The organism is Nostoc sp. NMS2, assembly GCF_017115105.1.
GTDB lineage: Bacteria > Cyanobacteriota > Cyanobacteriia > Cyanobacteriales > Nostocaceae > Nostoc.
Genome location: NZ_JABXKH010000127.1, coordinates 1 through 21,391, shown reverse-complemented (window position 1 = coordinate 21,391; position 21,391 = coordinate 1). Strand labels below are relative to the sequence as shown.

The 21,391-nt window shown below is 41.8% G+C and carries 14 protein-coding genes and 1 pseudogene; 8 read left to right on the top strand and 7 right to left on the bottom strand.

Annotated features, from left to right (window positions below; translation table 11 throughout):
• Positions 1 to 48 precede the first annotated feature (48 nt).
• On the bottom strand, positions 49 to 1,650 hold the full coding sequence (locus tag HWQ36_RS22265; RefSeq protein ID WP_292706562.1) for a peptide ligase PGM1-related protein: 1,602 nt from the start codon (positions 1,648 to 1,650) through the stop codon (positions 49 to 51).
• Between the two features lie 836 nt (positions 1,651 to 2,486).
• Here HWQ36_RS22265 and HWQ36_RS22260 point away from each other — a divergent pair.
• A complete protein-coding gene (locus HWQ36_RS22260; protein WP_292706560.1) occupies positions 2,487 to 3,359 on the top strand; it encodes an SDR family oxidoreductase in 873 nt (290 codons plus the stop codon).
• Positions 3,360 to 3,544: 185 nt separating this feature from the next.
• Entirely contained in the window at positions 3,545 to 3,802 is a 258-nt protein-coding gene (locus HWQ36_RS22255) for a hypothetical protein (RefSeq protein ID WP_292706558.1), read from the top strand.
• A 69-nt stretch (positions 3,803 to 3,871) separates the two neighbouring features.
• Here HWQ36_RS22255 and HWQ36_RS22250 read toward each other — a convergent pair.
• A pseudogene (locus tag HWQ36_RS22250) lies at positions 3,872 to 4,226 on the bottom strand (magnesium transporter); the annotation flags it as partial.
• 1,666 nt (positions 4,227 to 5,892) lie between these two features.
• Between HWQ36_RS22250 and HWQ36_RS22245 the strand changes: the two are divergent.
• From HWQ36_RS22245 to HWQ36_RS22230, 4 genes are all read left to right on the top strand, one after another.
• Positions 5,893 to 9,390, top strand: a complete 3,498-nt coding sequence (locus HWQ36_RS22245; RefSeq protein WP_292706556.1) for a PA14 domain-containing protein — start codon at positions 5,893 to 5,895, stop codon at positions 9,388 to 9,390.
• A gap of 435 nt (positions 9,391 to 9,825) precedes the next feature.
• Positions 9,826 to 10,722: an AraC family transcriptional regulator gene (locus HWQ36_RS22240; RefSeq protein ID WP_292706554.1), complete on the top strand. Its 897-nt coding sequence runs from the start codon at positions 9,826 to 9,828 to the stop codon at positions 10,720 to 10,722.
• 371 nt (positions 10,723 to 11,093) lie between these two features.
• The gene (locus tag HWQ36_RS22235; protein WP_292706552.1) at positions 11,094 to 11,594 is read left to right on the top strand and encodes a cupin domain-containing protein; all 501 of its coding nucleotides are present in this window, start codon (positions 11,094 to 11,096) and stop codon (positions 11,592 to 11,594) included.
• A 183-nt stretch (positions 11,595 to 11,777) separates the two neighbouring features.
• Positions 11,778 to 12,659, top strand: coding sequence for an aromatic alcohol reductase (locus tag HWQ36_RS22230; protein ID WP_292706550.1), 882 nt, complete (start codon positions 11,778 to 11,780; stop codon positions 12,657 to 12,659).
• A gap of 415 nt (positions 12,660 to 13,074) precedes the next feature.
• On the opposite strand, the gene HWQ36_RS22225 is transcribed toward HWQ36_RS22230, so the two are convergent.
• The 5 genes from HWQ36_RS22225 to HWQ36_RS22205 all read right to left on the bottom strand — a co-directional run bounded on the left by HWQ36_RS22225 (position 13,075) and on the right by HWQ36_RS22205 (position 18,148).
• Positions 13,075 to 14,625, bottom strand: a complete 1,551-nt coding sequence (locus HWQ36_RS22225; protein WP_292706548.1) for a mercuric reductase — start codon at positions 14,623 to 14,625, stop codon at positions 13,075 to 13,077.
• A gap of 592 nt (positions 14,626 to 15,217) precedes the next feature.
• Positions 15,218 to 15,991 (bottom strand): TVP38/TMEM64 family protein, encoded by a 774-nt coding sequence (locus tag HWQ36_RS22220; RefSeq protein WP_292706546.1) that lies wholly within the window; start codon positions 15,989 to 15,991, stop codon positions 15,218 to 15,220.
• Entirely contained in the window at positions 15,960 to 16,718 is a 759-nt protein-coding gene (locus HWQ36_RS22215) for a TVP38/TMEM64 family protein (protein WP_292706610.1), read from the bottom strand. Before HWQ36_RS22215 ends, HWQ36_RS22220 begins: the two co-directional genes overlap by 32 nt.
• A gap of 321 nt (positions 16,719 to 17,039) precedes the next feature.
• Positions 17,040 to 17,750, bottom strand: a complete 711-nt coding sequence (locus tag HWQ36_RS22210; RefSeq protein WP_292706544.1) for a TIGR04283 family arsenosugar biosynthesis glycosyltransferase — start codon at positions 17,748 to 17,750, stop codon at positions 17,040 to 17,042.
• Positions 17,747 to 18,148: a CU044_2847 family protein gene (locus HWQ36_RS22205; RefSeq protein WP_292706542.1), complete on the bottom strand. Its 402-nt coding sequence runs from the start codon at positions 18,146 to 18,148 to the stop codon at positions 17,747 to 17,749. The genes HWQ36_RS22210 and HWQ36_RS22205 overlap by 4 nt, the downstream gene beginning before the upstream one ends.
• A 168-nt stretch (positions 18,149 to 18,316) precedes the next feature.
• Between HWQ36_RS22205 and HWQ36_RS22200 the strand changes: the two genes are divergently transcribed.
• Both HWQ36_RS22200 and HWQ36_RS22195 read left to right on the top strand, forming a co-directional pair.
• Entirely contained in the window at positions 18,317 to 20,614 is a 2,298-nt protein-coding gene (locus tag HWQ36_RS22200; protein WP_292706540.1) for a caspase family protein, read from the top strand.
• Positions 20,530 to 21,297, top strand: coding sequence for a pentapeptide repeat-containing protein (locus HWQ36_RS22195; RefSeq protein ID WP_292706539.1), 768 nt, complete (start codon positions 20,530 to 20,532; stop codon positions 21,295 to 21,297). Before HWQ36_RS22200 ends, HWQ36_RS22195 begins: the two co-directional genes overlap by 85 nt.
• The last annotated feature ends 94 nt before the right edge of the window (positions 21,298 to 21,391 follow it).

Below are 21,391 nucleotides of genomic sequence, written 5' to 3'. Positions count from 1 at the left end.
GGGGGAAGGGGGCAGGGGGAGAATAGCTAATGACCAATAACTCGAACCTTAACTATGTTCATCCCAAGCTACGGGAAAGGAATAACCTGAAAACGCCGAGAAATCATGATTTTCACTGCGGGTTTCTTCATCCAGAAATTTGACAACTTTGTTATAAATATCTTGTGCTTGTTGAGGGGAATCACCAATACTGGTTAATCCCAACTTGCCAAACTGCGAAAGACAACCCATGAGATGAAACACTGTTCCCGTTTCTGTGCCACTGTCAAAGTGCAGTCTGTGTTCAGCGATGATATCCATCAAATCATTAGGTAACAATCCCTGATAACGCTCTTTTTGCAAATTATCAGTGGCAATGTAATATTTTGGACGACCTTGCTGACTATAAAATAAGCCTGTGGAAAGGTCATAGCGACCGTTTGTTAATAATTTCAGAGTCATGAATGGATGAGTTGTGCCACCTTTACGCAGATTAATTTCGATCGCCTGAATATCCCACTCACTGTTACCCTTGTCAACGGCGATAAAATCTACACCAAATCGCTCTAAAGTACCTTTCTCTGCTAACTTTCTACCAACTTGTAGTCCTAATTGTTGTAATTGCAATCGATATCTTTCATCAGCCGGGAAGCGACAACCAAGATAAATTTGACCGTCTGGGCCTCCGAGAATTTGGTCGTGGGTTGAAAGGATTTCTACTTCGCCAGTGGGAGTGATCCGTCCTTGGACGCTGGGCGATCGCTTAATTTCCCCTTCCACAAATGCTTCGGCGATCGCTCCCAACTCAGGGATTCTTCCCGAAAAATTGTCCCAAGTCTCAAGTTTTGCTTGAAAGCGCATTGTTGAGAAGCGATCGCTAATTGCTGCTACCCTTTGAGCATGAGTACCAATACCTGGTGCTAAATTCTCAATTGGTCTAAGATCGAGCAAGGCATTTCCCTCTCCCGAAATACCTTCGTTGAGTTTTATTACTACCCGTTTTAATGTCGGTTGTCGTTCCCACAAATCACTAGTAGCTTCTGCCAAATCTGTGTGGTTCCAAATTTTTTCGCTGCCATCTGGATGCGGTACTCCGCTTGCCTTGAAGATTTCCCTACTACCACTTTTTGTCCCCCAAATCTGTAAATCTGGTGCAGCAGCATACAGTGGTACACCTAATTTTAAAGACAATTCGCCTTCCCAGTGCGAAGAGTTGTAGCAGATCATAAATGATTTATCTAGCCTCAAAGATTGATGAATCCGCTCTAGTAGACGGGGGCGTTCTAAAATCTTTTGGCTGAGAGGTTTAAGGGAAGAATCGTAAGTAGAAAGTAGCAGCAAGCGATTGCGAGCATGAGAAAAGGGAATTCCTGGCAAAAGTTGCAGATAATAATCAATGATACTAGGATGCAGTGGTACTGATGTTACATAAATCAGGCGAGTTCGGGGATTCTGCAACCGAATTAAAGAAAATAGCAATCTTTCTTCATAATGTTCGCAGCCTTCGATCTTTTGGAGTTCGCGCTGGTCAAGACTTAGGGAGGGAATAATTAAAATATCCGCTTCACTATAGTCAAATGACTCGATCGTTTTCCAGCGATCGCGCAGGGTTAATTGTAATTGGCGAAACTTTTCAACCTGCTCTAACTCGGAAATATTTAGTATTGCCATAACCCCTGCCCTCTAATGCTCCCAATGTAGCGCACCACGGAGGCTTTTGGCCTATTAGTTTGGTAATTAGTCAAAATAATTCGTAATTGATAATAGAGCCTCTGGCATCCGCGTTAACTAAATCCATGCCGCAAGCTTTACGTAATTCGTAATTGTTATCCCACGACCGAAGTCGGGAGCGCAGAAATTAGGAATTATGTTTTTATCTCCATCAATGAATTGAGTTGCTCTGTCCATTAATTACGAATTACGAATTAGTAATTATTCTGTCATTAAGTACTTTATCCTACAAAAATGTGGCTATGCAGATATCAGCCTAAATTAATACTAATTAAATTTGACTTCATAATATTACTATTTTGTCAAACTGGTTTTAAACGTTTGAAGTAATGAGTTTAGTGCTTAGAAAACAAGGATTAAACTCATTAATATAAAGTTGTCTATCCATAAATTTAAACTTGACAGACCAGTAGGTAGTTGTGTAACCACAAAGTGAGAAAGTAGAAATTTATATTTTCATTTATCGAAAACGGCACGGTTCTTGAGTTAGCTAGAAGATATCAAGATTAACTAATTAGAATAACTCTTATTATTTAATTTATTTTCTGTCTTAAGGTTGAGCAGATTTAGCTTAGTTTACCTCTATGGGGCGATAAATCACAGCAATTTAATAGTTAGCCTAATAGCAGATGAAAAATATAAATATTTCATCTGATGATAGTTTGATAGTTGTTTTTGCTGGTCATTTCCCTCTAACTCTCCGTTGAAAATAGTTAATGAGAAAGATGGGGGGTAATTGATGTCCGATTCAATATTCAATTAACAAGGCAAAATCTATGGCTAAATCAAAAGAGAAAAAAGAGCAAAAATTGCAACCGCCACAGCAGCAAGAAGTACCAGGTGTTGAATCAGAAATGACACCAAAACCGAAAGCAGATGATGTCCAGTATCGGGGTAGTGGCAAGTTACAAGATAAAGTAGCATTGATTACGGGTGCAGATAGTGGTATTGGTCGTGCTGTAGCGATCGCATTTGCTAAAGAAGGTGCAGATGTGGCTATCCTTTACCTGAATGAACACGACGATGCCAAAGAAACAAAAAATTTGGTAGAAAAACAAGGTCGTCGTGCAGTAACTATCGCAGGAGATATTGGCGATGAAACTTTTTGTCAGCAAGCTATCCAACAAACAGTTGGCGAATTTGGCAAACTCGATATTCTCATCAATAACGCCGGCGAACAGCATCCTCAAGAAAGTATTGAGCAAATCACCAAAGAACAATTAGAGCGAACTTTCCGCACTAATATATTCTCAATGTTTTTTATGACTAAAGCTGCACTCAAGCATTTGCAAACAGGTAGTTCTATCATCAATACCACATCAGTAACAGCTTATAAAGGTAGCCCACAACTGCTAGATTATTCTTCTACAAAAGGTGCGATCGTTGCTTTTACTCGCTCCTTATCACAAAATTTGGTGTCAAAAGGAATTCGCGTTAATGCTGTCGCACCAGGGCCAATTTGGACACCTTTAATTCCCTCAACTTTTCCAGAAGAGAAAATTGAAACTTTTGGCAAACAAGTACCAATGCAACGAGCCGGACAACCAGAAGAAGTTGCTCCCAGCTATGTATATCTAGCATCTGATGATGCTTCTTATGTCTCTGGACAAGTGTTACATGTAAATGGTGGCGAAGTTGTCAATGGCTAAATTAGTCATTGGTCATTGGTCATTAGTCATTAGTCATTGGTTATTAACTTTAGACAAATGACTAACGATTAAAAACTAATCACTCCTAACTCTACCCTCATTGTCTTCCATTGGAGAGATGAGTAAAAATTGAAATATTGATAGTCTATTTAACAGCGTACATTTAAGAAACAATAACTACGTCTATGGCATCTCCTACACCACTATATGGCACAGAACTAGTAGATTGTGCTAGAGCAAATGCCAAGCAAGGAATTGAAACTGCTGCTTATCAATGTGGCTATGGTCAAGACCTCAACAAATTTGCAACAGAACTCAGACAAGCTTGTGAAGAAATGAATTTGCAAGTCAAAGAACTCAGTGGATTAATTACTGAGCAAGACATGATATTGCAAATGGGTACTGGTGAAATTGTTGCTCCGGTAACGGAATCAGAATTGTAAAAATTAGTCATTTGTCCTTTGTCATTTGTCATTTGTAGTTTGTTATTCACTCAATGACTAATGACTTTTTCATAATTTTAAAATCACTTGCGCCAAATTGAAATAAATCAAAACGCCTACTACATCAACTTCTGTAGTAACAATTGGTGCTGACATCAAATGCCGGATCTAAACGGAGGTAGCGAAATAGAAACGGTAGTGCTGAACCGGAGATAAAAGCTAAAAGAGAAATAGCTACCAGGTTAGTGCAGCGATCGCTACTTCTAATCGCCTTTGCAGAAAGTAAGCCTAGACAGTAGCGATCGCACCTAATATTCCTCCCAATAACGTCAGACATCGCTTCTAGTCTGACTACCTGTCATGTGCCAAGCGATCGCATTTTATCGGTGTTCATCCCTCCACTCACTACCGTAGAAGACAATTTGTAATTTTTCTGACTTCCAGTAAATTAAAAACTTTTGTAAATTAACGAAAAAGTTAGGGTTTTGGACGTTGATAAGTTTTTGCATTCATCGTCTTACCCTTACGGGGAGAGTCTCATAGCGATTCGCTGAATAGTCCACCTAAAATAGGTTTACTCAAAAAGCACCCGGTTCCCCCTTTTTTAAGGCAGGGCTGTTTCGTTCCCTCTTAAACAGGATTTGTCAAGATAGTTAGCGATAAAAATCATAAGTATGAGTAGCGACTGAATAGACTTTTAAGCACATAAACAACAGTGTAATTATCTGTTCTCTCGACACGCTCTTAGCAAAATAATCAAATTTAAATTGCTAGAACTCTTGATTTTTAAAGCCTTTTAGGGAATGAATCGGCCCTGCTTTTTTAAGGGGAGCCAGCGCGGGAACAGGGGTCTCCCCCGCCGCAGGATGCGCGTAAAGCCAACTCTTAGAGACGCTGCGCGAACGGCATAGCTTCGCTTAACGCAAAGCGTCTCCAAGAGTTGCGCTGTAGAGGAGCGACTGGCGTGGGTTAGGGGGGATCAAAAGCTTGTGAGGCAACTCTCAAAGACTTGTGTGTACACCGTAGGCTCTTCGATAGGGGACTATGATGTACCTTGTATGATTAGGAAACGCCATATATCTCTGCTGTTTGTAAGTAAGTTGGCAGAAATAAACCAATTTATGTTACGAAACGTGAACAAGCTTGAAGTCCTTACTAATGACCGATGACAAAAGACAAATGACAGCCCTTGCCAGTTAGTTTTAATTGCGCCAACCTACTTAGCAAAGATATCAATTAACAGTCAAGATGAAGCATAGATAAATATTACTTTTTCAAATCTTTAAATATTAAAAACTTTCTTTATACAATTTTCATGTAATTAATAACTATGAGGATAGAAAATATGGCATCATCCCCTATACTGGCAATTTTTATTTAAAAATCATTAAAACTTTTATATTCCTTTAAAAAGGTATATAGCAATGTGAATATTTAAATAAAGTTCTACAAAAAAGATAGACATAACACCGTGATATAGTGTCCAATGTGTAGTTGATCAATCTAATGGCATTACTTAAATAACCGTATGTAAAATATACTCTTGACCACTTAAGTATTTATCTGATTACCTTGGGTGTTGCTTTGCCTCAACTTTATGTAACTGCATATCAGTTTAGATTAGAAGCTCTCAAGAGAGGTAACTTATAATTTTTAATTAAATTCAGTTTGGTGAATTTAATCAAAAAATCAGAAGTGTGTTGCAAAAAATAACGATTCATAAGGACTAATACGCTCTTCAGATAATATCTAGTATTTTTTGTAGTGCCAATTTTTCTATATAATCTACTTTCAAAGAATATATAGAAAGATACATCATGTCATAGTCGTTCATTTTGAGATTGATACAAATAGGCAGCCCATTAAAAAGGTATATGAGCGAATAGGCATACATAAAAGTAATAGTTTCTATCAGCAACTGAGATAAACTGTTACAAGAAACATATTAATAAGAAAATTTTTTATTAGCTTATAGATATGTTTCCATCTAGTATGGTTACGCATTTTTTGTTGGAAATACCCATTATAAAACTAGTTCCAAACATTGATTTTGGAATTAGTTTTAGAACTATTGTGAGGCATATATTTCAATGAATGAATTACAGAATCAAAATCCTAATCAACAGGTAGTAGCACTTGGAAATAGTGATAAATCATCTCTACAAACCCTTGATAAGACGCTACCAAGTATTTCTGCTCGGGCTAGCGCCAGTGTGCTTTCTCAGGGAGATGGACTCACAGCAGAGTACTATGACAACATCGACTTCACCAACCTGAAGAAAACCCGCATAGATGCGACAGTGAACTTTGACTGGGGTCTTGGTTCTCCAGATTCGTCCGTCAATGAAAATACCTTCTCAGCGCGTTGGACAGGTCAGGTAGAAGCCAAGTACAGCGAGACTTACAACTTCTATACCACTAGTGATGATGGTGTGCGACTGTCGGTCAATGGTCAACAAATCATTAATAAGTTTGTCGATCAATCGCCTACAGAAAACAGTGGTTCAATCGCCCTGGTTGCAGGTCAGAAGTACGATATTAAACTTGAATACTACGAAAATACGTCTCAAGCTGTTTCCAAACTGGCTTGGTCAAGCGCTTCTCAGACCAAAGAAATCATTCCCCAGTCACAACTGTATAGTAAAATCGACGCATCTGCTAATGGCAACGGCAACGGACTCAAAGCAGAGTACTACGACAACATCGACTTCACCAACCTGAAGGTAACTCGTACAGATGCGACGGTGAACAATGACTGGGCTTATGGTTCTCCAGATCCGTCCATTGGTGCAGATACCTTCTCAGCCCGTTGGACAGGTCAGGTGCAAGCCAAGTACAGTGAGACTTACAATTTCTATACCACGGCTGATGATGGTGTGCGACTGTCGGTCAATGGTCAGCAAATCATCAATCAGTTTATCAATCAATCTGCCACCGAATCTGTCGGCTCGATCGCACTAATTGCAGGTCAGAAGTACGATATTAAACTTGAATACTTTGAAAATACTGTCACTGCCGTTTCCAAGTTGGCTTGGTCGAGTGCTACTCAGACCAAAGAAATCATTCCCCAGTCACAACTTTATAGTCAAAACAACATACCTGCTAGTGGCAGCGGCAATGGACTCAAAGCAGAGTACTACGACAACATCGACTTCACCAACCTGAAGGTAACTCGTACAGATGCGACGGTGAACAATGACTGGGCTTATGGTTCTCCAGATCCGTCCATTGGTGCAGATACCTTCTCAGCCCGTTGGACAGGTCAGGTGCAAGCCAAGTACAGTGAGACTTACAATTTCTATACCACGGCTGATGATGGTGTGCGACTGTCGGTCAATGGTCAGCAAATCATCAATCAGTTTATCAATCAATCTGCCACCGAATCTGTCGGCTCGATCGCACTAATTGCAGGTCAGAAGTACGATATTAAACTTGAATACTTTGAAAATACTGTCACTGCCGTTTCCAAGTTGGCTTGGTCGAGTGCTACTCAGACCAAAGAAATCATTCCTCAGTCACAACTGTATTCACCAGCCCTTCAGGCCACAATCACATTAGGATCATCTTCCACAACTGTGAACGAAGGTGCTGGTAATGTAACTATAACTTTGCTCAGGAGTGGTGATTTAAGCAGCACATCTTCAATCAAGTATGCAACTCTAGCTGGTACTGCCACAGCAGGAGTTGACTACGGAACTGAAGGTACCGAAAGCGCTGGAACAATTATTTTTGCGCCGGGAGAAAGCAGCAGACAGGTATCAATTCTGATCAATGACGATTCATTAGCAGAAGCCGATGAAACCTTTAATTTTGTCATCGATCAGGCAGGGGGAGCAACACTAGGACTCCAAAGAACTCTCGGAATTACGATTCAAGATAACGATCGCTCTGACATCGATTTCACTGCGCCAGTAATTAATGAGGGTAACGGTACTGCTACAGTGACAGCGACACGGGGTAACACTGTAGGGGCTGCTAGTGTGGACTACACAACCGTGGATGGAACTGCTAAAGCTGGATCTGACTATCAGACTGTATCTGCAACCTTGAGTTTTGCAGCAGGACAAGCCAGCAAGACAATTGTTATCCCCATTATTAATGACAACGTTGGGGAATCTAATGAAACATTTACTTTGAAGTTCAGTAATGCAGTTGGGGTGCAGCTAACCAATCAACAGACAACTATCACGATTCTTGATGATGACTCTGGTAAGTTTACTATAGATACGCTAGCTTCTGGTTTGAATCAACCCACAGCTTTTGACTGGACATCCGACCAGAAGCGGATGTTCGTTGCCCAGAAAAATGGGGTAGTGCGAGTCTTAGACAACGGCAAATTATTAGCAACACCATTTATCGATATTTCTGGACAGGTAAATGACACGCGCGATCGCGGTCTTTTAGGCATTGCCGTACATCCAGATTTTGGCAAGAGTCCAACCGGCAACAACTACGTCTACCTCGTGTTTACCTACGATCCACCAGAAACTAATCCAAGCAATTCTAAGAATAATCCCAATAGCACATTAGACAATCCCGATCAGAATGGGAATCGTTCTGGACGGCTAATTCGGGTAACAGCTGACCCCAACACTAATTACACTACTGCCATTGCTGGCAGCGAAGTTGTGTTGCTAGGCAAAAATAGTACTTGGGATAATATTGTTAAGCCTGATGGCAACAGTACAAATGTCTCACTTGACTATGCACCATCAGGAATTGTCAACAAAGATACAGGTAAGCCCTTTACCAGCTTGCAGGATTATCTTAATAATCTCGATAAAGTCCAAAATATCCAGAATTTTATAGCCAGCGATAGTGAATCTCACTCAGTTGGTTCTGTGCGCTTTGGCACAGATGGTTCTCTGTTTGTGAGCATAGGAGATGGCACTTCCTACAATGGGGTAGATCCGCGAGCAATTCGCGTTCAGAGTATCGATAATCTGTCCGGTAAGATCCTGCATATTGATGCGATTACTGGTCAAGGTTTATCAAGTAATCCTTTCTACAACGGCGATCCCGATAGCAATCGTTCCAAGGTCTATAACTTAGGTCTGCGTAACCCCTTCCGTTTCACAATTGATAAGAAGACCAATACCCCTGTTATTGGTGATGTTGGCTTCGCTACTTACGAAGAGGTCAATATCGGAAAACCAGGAGCTAACTTTGGCTGGCCGTTCTATGAAGGTGGTCTTGATGCAAATAGCAATATCGTCAACCTGCAACAACCAAAATATTCTACCCTAGATGCAGCAAAAGACTTTTATAGTAGTGGCGCAACTGTTACAGCACCAGTTTACACTTACAAGCATTTTGGTTCCAATTCCATCGTCATGGGTGACTTTTACACAGGTAATACTTTCCCCTCAATCTATCAAGGTGCGTTATTCGTTGGTGATTTCAGTCAAGGAACTATTGATGCTTTGAAATTCGATAGCCAGGGCAAACTTGTCTCTGTTAAGCGGTTTGCTTCTCAATCAGACACACCAAATCTAGGAGTGCCTACACAACTTACCACTGGACTAGATGGCAATCTTTACTACGCAAACTTGACCGGGGGTGAGATCGATCGCTTCCGATCTGTTTAGAGTTGAAGGAGGCAGGAGTCTCAGTTGGAGTAAATCAGTAGGGGTCGAATCCCCTACTAATTTAGAGCTACTGTCGCATTAGCTTCCCGCTTTCTTACGAGAGTTCAGTGTTCTTGTCTTAAACCCAAGACCCCTATTTTTTCCAGCAAGCTTTGTGCAATTTCCATATAGCTATCGTTCCGGTTGCTTGTTTCTTCTAATCAGCACCCTAATGGATCGATAGCTTTCTTGTCGATTGGCTCAACTTAAAACTGTTCGGAGTATTGTGATATCAAGCTATTGTGCAGAGTTATCGGTAGGGATGCGGAGAATTTTTTGCGAGCAAACGTCGCACAATCCTAACTCCAGATAGATATCAATGGTTAAGAAGGAGTGCTATTCGTAACCCAAGTACTTGTTTAATTTGGCAAGACTTCAACAGCCAGTAGAAGAACCATGACTACAGAACAGCCCTTAAAACTTGATGTTACCAGCGACGAATTCATTTCAAAAATTGGTTCAAGTGCGCCCGTTCTTTCTAGTCAAAAAGGATTCTGGAATGGAGTCAGAGTTAGCTATTACAAATACCACAATGCCCTTGAGACCCCTGAGCATTGTTTCTCGCAGCATCTGATCACAATTCATCTCAATCACGCCGTCGCGATCAAAGAGCAATTGCTGAATGGTCATCTACGATGCGATCGCTTCAGAAACGGCGATATTTGTTTAACCCCTGCAACTACTCCTGTATCAGTCCGTTTACAGGATGCAAGTGAGTGGATTGCTCTACACCTTGAACCCACGTTTATCGAGCAGATCGCGGATGAAGTGGCCGATCCGGATCGACTTGATATTATACCCCAATTCAAGTTAAATGACCCGTTAATTTATCAAATTGGGATTGCTCTAAAAGTAAATCTTGAGTCTGAGAATGCCTACGGTCGCCTCTACACCGAGTCAATGGCAACCGCACTTTCTGCTCATTTACTACAGCACTACTCGACCAAAAAGCCCAAAATTGAAAGCTATTCTGATGGATTATCACAGGCTCGATTACGACAAGTGACTGAATATATTCACCAGCATTCGGCGCAGAATCCTAGCCTGATGATCATGGCTGAAATGGTGCATATAAGTCCTTATTACTTTAGCCGTTTGTTTAAACAATCGACCGGGTTAACACCACATCAGTATTTACTCAAATGTCGCACTAATCAGGCGAAACGGCTACTCAAGACTACAAATCTCTTAATCGCTGACATTGCAGTTCAGGTAGGCTTTGTCGATCAAAGTCACCTTAACCGCCATTTCAAGCGCCATTTTGGTGTTTCACCCGGCCAGTTCCGCGCTTAGGGCAAGAATGTACTGTCAAAAAGCAAGATTATCCAAGACGGTCAAGCTTCATTTATCCTACGATTTCTATAGATTGGTCAAACAATTTTAGATTTTGGATTTTAGATTTTAGATTTACTGCACCCAAAGAGAGGGTTGTAGCTTGAGGATTTTAGATTGAGCGCTGTTAGATTTGTTCCGCCCACTGCGGTCTGGGCTACAAGCCAAGATAAGCAACTGGTATCGGGGCTTGAACCAAGGAACAATCCAAAATCCAAAACTTGTACTGAGCGACTTGCCCTGAGCGCAGTCGAAGGGAGTCGAAGTATTTAAAATCCAAAATTCGCAGGGTCAATCAAGGGATGAAAATTAAGCTTCTTTCACCATAAATTATGAATCATCCAAACACACCTATTCCTTTTCTATCAAACCGTCAAGATGCTCCTGCATACTGGCTGGTAGACATTTTGTGGATACTCCATGCCAGCAGTCAACAAACCGGAGGCGCTTACGCCTTGCTGGAACAGTATTGTCCTAGAAATTCAGGTGCGCCACCACATTATCACGATCAAGATGAGAGCTTCTATCTCATTGCCGGAGAGATTACCTTTCAAGCCGGGGATGAAATTTTGAAGGCTCATGATGGCTTTTTTGTCTCAATTCCGCGCGGTACAATTCATTCGTTCCGGGTCGATAGTGAGGTTGCCCAGATTCTCAACTTCTATACGCCTGGTGGATTTGAGCAAACGATAATCGAAATGGGGCAGCCTGCGCTGACTCGTTCTATGCCACCACCAGGAATTGACAAACCCTTTTCCCTAGAACAGATTCAGCCACTGCTCCAGAGGGTTGGAATGTACTTTGTTAATTCACCAGACTCGCTCCGCTTGTGAGTTAAGGCAAGAGGCGCGATGAATTGCTGTCTCTACAATAATTGGTCTTTCGTCTTGACGGCGATTTATCGCATCTTTGCGATCTAGAATTTTCATCAAAAACCTTAACCGAACTGTATTGCAATCAATCTCTATAACTCTATAAACTTTACAAAAAGTATGACGACAAAATCAATTGTTTTAGTGGTCGGGTCTACCGGAATGTTGGGTTCTAAAATTGTTGCGGCTCTCGTTGACAAAGGAACCGTTGATATTCGGGCAATGGTGCGCTCGATTAATGATAGTAGTGCGGAGAATCGTCAAAAAATTGAGGCAATGAAAGCCAAGGGTGTCACGATTGTGGAAGGCGACTTAATGAAACCTGAAACGCTGCTGTCTGTTTGTGATGGGGTTGATGTGGTCGTCTCTGCGGTCGGCAACAATGACGTGACTGTGCCAGGGCAGAAAAACTTGATTGATGCGGCGAAACAGCAGGGCGTGAAGCGGTTCATTCCTTCAGATTACTCCGTGGACTATCGCAAGCTGGACTACGGGGACAATGACAATTTGGATAAGCGTAAGGAAGTATTTGAGTATCTTCAGCAAAGCGGTTTGGAATATACCCTAGTTCTCAACGGGGCATTTATGGATAGCATTGCTTATATGCCGTTGCTTGACCTAGAACATCAGATATTTCAATACTGGGGTGATGGTGAAACGCCGATGGATTTCACGACCACTGATGATACTGCCAAGTATGTGGCGGAAGCGGTGAGCGACTCAAGCTTGGTGAACACGGCACTGGAAGTCGCGGGTGACACTCTAACCCCGAAGCAGTTGAAAGCCACTTATGAAGCGGCGACAGGCACTAAATTAACCGAAAAACAATTGGGCAGTGTTACCGAATTTCAAGCCTGGATTACTGCCAAAAAAGCTTCAGCCAGTTCACTCGAAGAGTACGTTTACCATCAGTATATTTACGCAATGGTATCGGGTAAGGGCAAACTCGATCGGATTGGAAATGCTCGCTATCCTCATATTAAACCCAAGACGGTTAAGCAATTTCTGAGCAAAGGAGATTCGTAATAGTCGGGGCAATTCATGAATCATAGGTGTCAACTTAACGTGAAATCGTTGCAATAACGTTATACCAAGTCCACTCAATTACTAATTATCCCCTCGCAACCCCACCCCGCTTTTGTCTAGCGACAAAATCTCCCCTCCCCGTGAACGGGGAGGGGATTTAAGGGGTGGGGTAAAATGACTGTGGAATAAGCTTTCTGACTTAAGTTGACACCAATATTCATGAATTGCCCCGACGTGAAAATAAGGGTTTCGGCTAAAGTTTTGCGTAAGTTCTGTACCGGATGTAAGCAACAATCAGTGAACAGCCAAACAACTGTTGACTGATTTTGGTCAAACAATTTTGGATTTTAGATACTTCGACTCCCTTCGACTGCGCTCAGGGGGAGTCGAAGTATCTAAAATCTAAAATTCTTAGTCAAGATAACTTTGTCAGAAATCCCAACAATTTTTTGGTATTTGATGACAGGAGTGTGCGGCGATAAGCATCAGCTGCTTTTTTAATAGCTTCGGCTTGAGTGGGATAAGGATGAATCACACTGCTTAACTTACTCAAACCAAGCTTATTCACTATTGCTGTAGTCACTTCTGATATCATCTCACCTGCGTGACTGGCGACAATAGTTGCACCGATTATTTTATCAGACCCCTTTTTATGGTGGATTTTGAGAAATCCTGATTCTTCACCATCTGCGATCGCTCGGTCTACACTACTAAAAGGTATCTTAATTGTCGTCACCTCAATACCCAATTTCTGCGCCTCGTGTTCATACAACCCGACGTGGGCAATTTCTGGGTCAGTATAAGTTACCCACGGCATCACCAAGCTACTGAGTTTCGAGCGTCCTAAGCCAAAGGGAGAGAACAGCGTATTTTTAATTACAATTCGCGCCGCAGCATCAGCAGCATGGGTAAATTTCCAGTTCATGCAGATATCGCCAGCTGCATAAATTTTGGAATTCGTCGTTTGGAGATAATCATTTACCTTCACACCTTGACGCTTGTCGTATTCCACCCCAATTGATTCTAAATTCAAACCTTCCACATTTGGCGATCGCCCCGCACCGACTAAAATTTCATCTACTGTCACTGAATCTCGATGACCATTAGAAGAAAAGTAAAGCCGTTTCCCCTCAGTAACAGTTACTACTTCTTCTAATTTGGAATTCAGCACCACGCGAATTCCTTCCCTAATCAAAACCTTTTGCAGAATTTCAGCAGCTTCAGCGTCTTCTTTATTCAGAAGATGCGAACCGCTATGGAAAAGTACCACCTCAGAACCCAAACGCCGAAAAGCTTGCGCCAATTCGCAACCAATGGGGCCACCACCAATCACCGCCAAACGTTCCGGTCGTTGAATTAGAGAAAAAACCGTCTCATTCGTTAGATAACCCGCCTTTTCAATTCCTGGAATTGACAATTGTTCGGCTCTCGCACCAGTAGCAATTACAGCTTTTTTAAACCGGAGGGTTTTGTCGCCAACTTCCACGGTATTTTTACTTGCAAATCGACCGCTACCCAAAAAGACATCCACACCCAACTTTTGAAACCGCTCCGCCGAGTCGTTGTGGCTGATATCAGCCCTTACCCGCCGCATCCTGGCCATGACTTTGGGAAAATCCACATCTATATTATGTTGGGGAATATTAACTCCCAAGTCTTTAGCATCCCAGATTTCGCCAACGACACGGGCAGACCGAATAATAGTTTTAGATGGTACGCAACCAACATTTAAGCAATCTCCACCCATGAGATGCTTTTCAATTAACGCCACTTTTAAACCCAAATCCAGACCCGCAGCCCCCGCCGCTACCACTAATCCCGCCGTACCAGCCCCAATTACTACCAAATCATAAACATCTGCCGGTTGAGGATTAACCCAGTTTGGCGGATGGACGTGAGACACCAACTTTTGGTTATACTCATCCGTTGGGCGAACCGTGACTCTCTCTAAATCTGAATTGGTCATTAGCGAAACCTCTTTTAAGAATTGAAAATACTAAAGTCAACTGCTTTTATGGAATGCAAAATTAGGAATCCCGATAACTTGAGGCGGCTTAGTCTTTTATTTTTTATGGTTGTTTAATAAGGAATACAGCCTTTGAATTATTTTGTCCGTTTGGGAATTGACAGATACGATTGAAGTTTTCGTGTATAAACGTTTCAGCAATCGATAATTTACAAGAGGAGGCAGGAGGAAAGAAGTATAATTGAAAACTTTTGTTCTGGGTTTAGTAGTCTGTCAATTCAACTTTGACGAGTAAATAAATTCTTCAATTTCTCTTCCTTCCTTCGTGTACTTCGCGTCTTGGCGGTTCGTTCCTTTACCCTTCAAACTTCGCTTGACAGACTACTAGAGCCGCAGTTTACAGCACTTTTCATGTATTTGAACCACATCTGTGTGTAGGGGCAATTCATGAATTGCCCCTACCTGCATGGTCTATTTATCTGAAAATAGCTGTAAAAATAAGATACTGGTACGATACGCACGTCCTTGTTTTAATCCCACGTTTTTAAGTGTAAGTTCCTCCTGCCTTTCTTTGTAAGAGAACTGTCCACCTCTACAATTCTTCTTCTAAAGCTTTGCGTGCAATCCGGGTTACATAAACTGTAACGATGACTGTCGCAATCAAACCCAAAATCCGAATCGCCCATTGTAAATTCGGGTTGTTAGGTTGAGCCTCAGTACCAATCATGGCAAGATTACCTGCAAGGGAACCTATATAAACGTACAGAATGGTTCCAGGAATCATGCCCACAGACCCGATGAAGTAATCTTTCAGTGAAACTCCCGTGATCCCAAAAGCATAGTTTAATAAATTGAAAGGAAATATGGGTGAGAGTCGGGTTAACAGGACAATTTTTAATCCTTCTCTACCAACTGCTTGGTCAATGGCGGCAAATTTTTTGTTATCTGCAATTTTACCAGCAACCCAGCCCCTTGCTAAATAACGCCCCACAAGAAAAGCAGCAGTAGCGCCAAGGGTTGCACCGACAAATACATAGAAAGAACCCCAAACTGCACCAAAAATTACACCTGCTCCCAAAGTGAGAATAGAACCAGGGAAAAAAGCGACGGTAGCGATAATATAAAGGGCAATAAAAGCTATAGCTCCCAACGCACCCAGGCTATCAATCCACTGTAAGGCTGTGCGTAAAATAGCTTGGGGATTCAAAGAATTTGGATTTACAGATTCTTGTGCCAAAGCTGGGTCTGTATTGAATGAAAAAACGCTCACTAATATCAGTAAGATTAATGCACTTACACTCAAAAACTTCTGCAATTTTCTGGCATTAATACTTTTAAATATCTGAAGAATTGTTAGTTTTCTCATGGATTGTTATTTCTTGGATTGCTACACATTGAGCTAATGCTTTTTGAGCAACTTTTGTGATATATACAGTCACGGCAACGGTAGCAATCAACCCAACGACTTGCATTATCCATTGCCAGACTTGAGTTTCTGAAGTAGTTGGTTGATAAGACGTGTTAATCATGGCAAGATTACCAGCTAAAGAACCAATATAAACGTACATCACAGTACCAGGAATAATGCCAAAGGAACCTAATATATAGTCTTTCAGAGAAACCTGTGTTACTCCAAAAGCATAATTTAATAAATTGAAGGGAAAAACGGGAGAGAGACGAGTTAGCAAGACAATTTTCCATCCCTCTTTAGCAACTGCTAAATCAATTGCTTTAAATTTAGGATATTTATCCATTTGTCGATAAACCCAGTCTCGTGAAAGGTAGCGTCCAATGATAAAAGCTAAGGTTGCTCCGATGATTGCAGCAATTAGCACATATATTGACCCCCAAAATACTCCAAACAAACAACCACCTTTGAGCGTTAGAAGCGAACCCGGTATAAACAGTAAGGTTGCCAAGTTGTAAATGACTATGTAGGCGATAGGGCCGAAGATGCCAAGACTCTCAACCCAAATAACTAAGGCGTGTAAAAGTCCTTGAAAGTTTAATTGTTTAGCGGCAATTATAAAAGCGACAACTAAGCAACTTAGCAGTAGTAGTTGGAGTTTAAAATTTAATAAGCGCTTCTTCATGTTGATAAGTAGAAAGCAGCAGGCAAGAAGTAGGAGGTTTAAAGGTGCAACTTTGAGGTTTAAAGGTGCAATTTCGAGGTTAAAAGGCTCAACGTTGAGGGTTAAAGGCTCAACTTTGAGGTTAAAAGGTGCAACTTTGAGGTTAAAAGGTGCAACTTCGAGGTTAAAAGGTGCAACTTCGAGGTTTAAAGGCTCAACGTTGAGGTTCAAAGGTGCAACTTCGAGGTTCAAAGGTGCAACGTTGAGGTTCAAAGGTGCAACGTTGAAACTTACATCTCGAATCTACTGCCACTAAGATATACTACTGACATGAGAAACAGCTTAAATTCTCTTAAATTTTTCTCGGCGATACCAGCTACGAATTCGCTCAGGTGAAATGCCTAGTAAATAAGCAATAATTACTAATTGATTAAGTAGGGTGGTTTTAAATACTCCCTTTTGCAACCATCTACGGGCTGAAGTAAGAACTGGTGTAGAGATTATTACAATACGTCCGATAGGTTTTAACCGACGCATGAGTTCAAAGTCTTCCATGATGGGCAATTCAGGAAAACCGCCAATTTGCTGAAATGCTTCCTTGGTTAAAAAAATTGCTTGGTCGCCGTAGGGCATTTGGCAAAAATGCGATCGCATTTTTACTCCCCATTCCACCCATCGTAAACTTAAAAGTGACGCATCAATCCGCAACTTAAAAGCACCAGCCACAATCCCAGGTTGTTGTAGTGCTGTGCGAATCATCTCATCAAACCCTGTTGGCAAACGGGTATCTGCATGGAGAAATAGCAGAATCTCACCGCTAGCCGCTACAGCACCCGCGTTCATTTGCACAGCACGACCGGGAGATGATGAGATAACTTTGACATTTAAAGACTGAGCGATCGCTACAGTATCATCACTAGAGCCACCATCGACTACAATGACTTCTATATTTAGATTGGCTTGAGTAGTAGCAATGGCTTGTTTAATATTCCCTGCTTCATTGAGAGTCGGGATAATAATAGAAATTTTGCTAGCGTCAATATTCTCACTCATGATTGCTGAGTTTTCTTTTCCGGTTGGTCAGGAAATGAACACTCCACCGTTACCTTAAGATTGCTTTCAGCCGTGCCTTTAGTTATGTAAGGTATACCTGCTTCACCGCCAACTTTGATGCCAAATTCTAGAGTGACTTTATCAATATTAGCAACGGGGATTTTCTTAAAAGCATTGAGTGAATAAACAGTGTAAGCCCGAATTGTACCTTCAATTGCTTGGAAATTTTGCACTATTTGTTTTTGTGCAGCATCAGCATCCCATCCCTTATCAATTAGCGCTTCTTCCTCTCCCTCTGGAGAAACTTCGATGCTAACTGGTGGTGCATCTACGTTATTTGTGGCTTCAATGTAAATAATCGTGCCATCTTCTAAATGAATAGGTGTGAGTTGAGTCATGGGATAAATCTCGCCTAAAAGAATTGCGTGTAGTCAATTTAACGCGAAATGGGCGGTTAGAATTCGCCCTGCTTAAGTTGACTACCCTACACATTTTTACGGAAAATGCGGTAAATTTCTTGTAGAAGCTGGAAATAATGCGACTAAACTCTCATAAAGCTTACTAATATGAGTCGAGACGCTTTGGTGGTGGGAATTAATACGTATGACCGCTTAAAATGTCTCAACGCACCAGCTGCGGATGCTGAAGCGATCGCTCAAATTTTACAACAATGCGGCGAATTCCAGGTAACGTGGCTACCAGCAGTCAAAGACAAGGAAAATGAGACGATTCGCATTGGTAAGCAAACTAAAGTTAGTTTAACTCAGTTAGAAAGAGCGATCGTTCAATTATTTAAGCCAGATGGTAAGCCACCAGACACAGCGCTACTGTATTTTTCTGGTCATGGGTTGCGGAAAAATTTAGGAATTCAGGAAGGTTATTTAGCAACGAGTGAAGTCAACCCCGATGCAGGTAATTGGGGATTATCTTTGCAATGGCTGCGGCGACTGCTGCAAGAAAGTGAAGTAACACAAAAAATTGTAATTTTGGATTGCTGCTATAGCGGAGAGGTGCTAAATTTTGCAGAGGCAGATCCAGGCGATCGCGGTAAAGGTAGAGATAGGTGTTTTATTGCGGCTTCTCGTGATTTTGAAGTTGCTTTTGAAGACATTAACAGCCAACACAGCGTTCTCACTGCTGCACTGCTTCAAGGTTTGGAACCAAAACAAGACCGTTGGGTGAGTAACTACACTTTAGTAGACTTGCTCAATCAAGAACATCACCCGTTCCCCCAGCGTCCCATATTTGCTAACTCTGGTGAAGCAATTAATCTCACCCGCAAATGGAATTCCTCTCCTGTTAACTCCACAGTACAGGTATCAGCTACTTGTCCTTACAAAGGATTGTCTTATTTTGATTGCACAGAAGCAGATGCTAACTTATTTTATGGCAGAACAGCGTTAACCGACGAATTATTAGAAAAAGTGCGATCGGGTAATTTCCTCGCTGTGTTGGGAGCATCAGGAAGTGGTAAATCTAGTGTAGTTAGAGCGGGTTTACTTTATCAATTAAAATTAGGACGTAGATTATCAGGTAGCAACACTTGGCAGTTGAAAATATTTCGACCAGGGATTAACCCCTTACAAAATTTAGCACTGGCATTTTTAGAATCAGAATTATCAGATATTGAACGCGCATCTCAATTAGCAAAAGCAGAAGAATTAATTGCGAAAGGTGCAGTTGGTTTAGGACAGTTGATTACTGCTGCACAAACTCAACGCTTAGTGTTAGTGGTAGACCAGTTTGAGGAAGCTTTTACTCAATGTCAAGACATTACAAAACGACAGCAGTTTTTTGAATGTGTGCTAGGTGCTTTGCAACGAGATGACAATAAACTCTGCCTAATAATCACAATGCGGGCTGATTTCTTTGGCAAATGTCTCGAACAAGAGTATGGCGGACTAGCTAAGAAAATTCAAGAGAATTTAGTAACGGTAACACCGATGAATCAGCAGGAATTAGAAACAGCAATTATCAAACCGGCTGAACAGGTGAATTTAGCAGTAGAACCGGAATTAGTTTCTCAAATGATTGCAGATGTAGAAAATTCACCGGGAAGTTTACCGTTGTTGCAGTACACGCTGACAAAACTATGGCAGCAAAGAACTGAAGAACGGTTAACCCTGACTACCTATAGCAAACTAGGTGGAGTCAGGGGAACCCTGCAAACACGCGCTACAGAAGTTTATGAATCATTATCACTTGAAGAACAGCAAGCAACAAAGCGGATTTTTTTAGAATTGACGCAGTTGGGAGAAGGAACAGAAGATACGCGTAGACAGGTTGTGCAACGAGATTTAGTTACTTCACAGCATCCAGAAGCTACGATCAATAGAATAATTCAACGGTTAGCTGATGAGAAGCTAGTTGTCACCAGTACCTTATCTAATCAAATTGCTGTGGTAGATGTGGCACATGAAGCACTGATTCGCCATTGGTTGCTATTACGCAAATGGATTGAGGAAAGTCGGGACATACTGCGACAAAAGCGAAAAATTGAAGCGGCAGCTATTGAATGGCGAGATAGGCAAGGGGTTAAGGATTATCTCTTTCAGGGGAAGCGGTTAAGAGAGGTAGAAGATTTTCAGAAGCAACAGACTGAGAACTTAAGATTATCTGACCTAGCTATTGAGTTTATTCAAGCAAGTGTCAGACAAAGACGGAATAATCGCTTTCAGTCAATTAATAATTTTTTCTTCATTATCCCGCTGGTTTCATCAGTATATCTGGGCGTAGTAGTTACAGCGCTTCCGGCTATTATGCAATACAGTTTTTTTCCTTGCCCTCTCCTATCAAAGCTTTCAGATTTGGGAATGTACCTCATAGCTGCCGTAAGTGCTGTATTGAGAAACCAATTAGGATAAACCAACTTTGGCAGACTGTTGATGCTGCTAGAGGAAAGGAGTATAGTCAGGCAAGAATTCAAGCACTTGAAAAACTAGTCCAAGCTGGTGAGAATCTAGCTAAGAAAGATTTCAGCAATGCCAACCTCAGCGGTGCCAACCTCAGCAGTGCCGACCTCAGCGGTGCCATCCTCATCGGTGCCGACCTCAGCAATGCCTTCATCGTAATTGCCAATTTTAGCAGTGCCGACCTCAGATACGCCAACCTCAGCGGTCTCAACCTCGTTGATGTCAATTTCAGCGATGCCAACCTCAGCTACGCCAATCTTAGTAATGCCCACTTCAGCAATGCCTTCAGGGGTCTCATCCCCAACCCTAGCTTTGCTAACCTCACAAATGCCGACCTTAGCGATACCAACCTCAGCGGTGCCAACCTCAGCGGTGTCAAGCTCACGCATGTCTTCTTCTACAGGGCTGACCTCAGCAGTGCCGACCTCAGCAGTGCCGACCTCAGGGGTGCATACTTCAGGGGTGCATACTTCAGGGGTGCATACTTCAGCAGTGCCGACCTCAGCGGTGCCGACCTCAGCGATGCCAAATACCTGACTCCTGAGCAAGTTAAATCTGCTAAAAATTGGGATAAGGCTAAATATGACAAAGATTTTCGAGCCAAGCTTGGTTTACCACCAGAACCAGCTAAGTGAATACTTTTTATAATTAAGCGATCGCACCAAACAAAAACAAACCCTGTAACCACTTCCGTCAACCCTGTAACCACTTCCGTCAACCCTGTAACCA

What these genes read in the sequence shown, in the direction of transcription:
- HWQ36_RS22225 (WP_292706548.1), bottom strand. Translation starts at nt 14,625, where the DNA reads ATGACCAATTCAGATTTAGAGAGAGTCACGGTTCGCCCAACGGATGAG.
- HWQ36_RS22235 (WP_292706552.1), top strand. Translation starts at nt 11,094, where the DNA reads ATGAATCATCCAAACACACCTATTCCTTTTCTATCAAACCGTCAAGAT.
- HWQ36_RS22205 (WP_292706542.1), bottom strand. Translation starts at nt 18,148, where the DNA reads ATGACTCAACTCACACCTATTCATTTAGAAGATGGCACGATTATTTAC.
- HWQ36_RS22200 (WP_292706540.1), top strand. Translation starts at nt 18,317, where the DNA reads ATGAGTCGAGACGCTTTGGTGGTGGGAATTAATACGTATGACCGCTTA.
- HWQ36_RS22210 (WP_292706544.1), bottom strand. Translation starts at nt 17,750, where the DNA reads ATGAGTGAGAATATTGACGCTAGCAAAATTTCTATTATTATCCCGACT.
- HWQ36_RS22245 (WP_292706556.1), top strand. Translation starts at nt 5,893, where the DNA reads ATGAATGAATTACAGAATCAAAATCCTAATCAACAGGTAGTAGCACTT.
- HWQ36_RS22240 (WP_292706554.1), top strand. Translation starts at nt 9,826, where the DNA reads ATGACTACAGAACAGCCCTTAAAACTTGATGTTACCAGCGACGAATTC.
- HWQ36_RS22215 (WP_292706610.1), bottom strand. Translation starts at nt 16,718, where the DNA reads ATGAAGAAGCGCTTATTAAATTTTAAACTCCAACTACTACTGCTAAGT.
- HWQ36_RS22260 (WP_292706560.1), top strand. Translation starts at nt 2,487, where the DNA reads ATGGCTAAATCAAAAGAGAAAAAAGAGCAAAAATTGCAACCGCCACAG.
- HWQ36_RS22255 (WP_292706558.1), top strand. Translation starts at nt 3,545, where the DNA reads ATGGCATCTCCTACACCACTATATGGCACAGAACTAGTAGATTGTGCT.
- HWQ36_RS22220 (WP_292706546.1), bottom strand. Translation starts at nt 15,991, where the DNA reads ATGAGAAAACTAACAATTCTTCAGATATTTAAAAGTATTAATGCCAGA.
- HWQ36_RS22265 (WP_292706562.1), bottom strand. Translation starts at nt 1,650, where the DNA reads ATGGCAATACTAAATATTTCCGAGTTAGAGCAGGTTGAAAAGTTTCGC.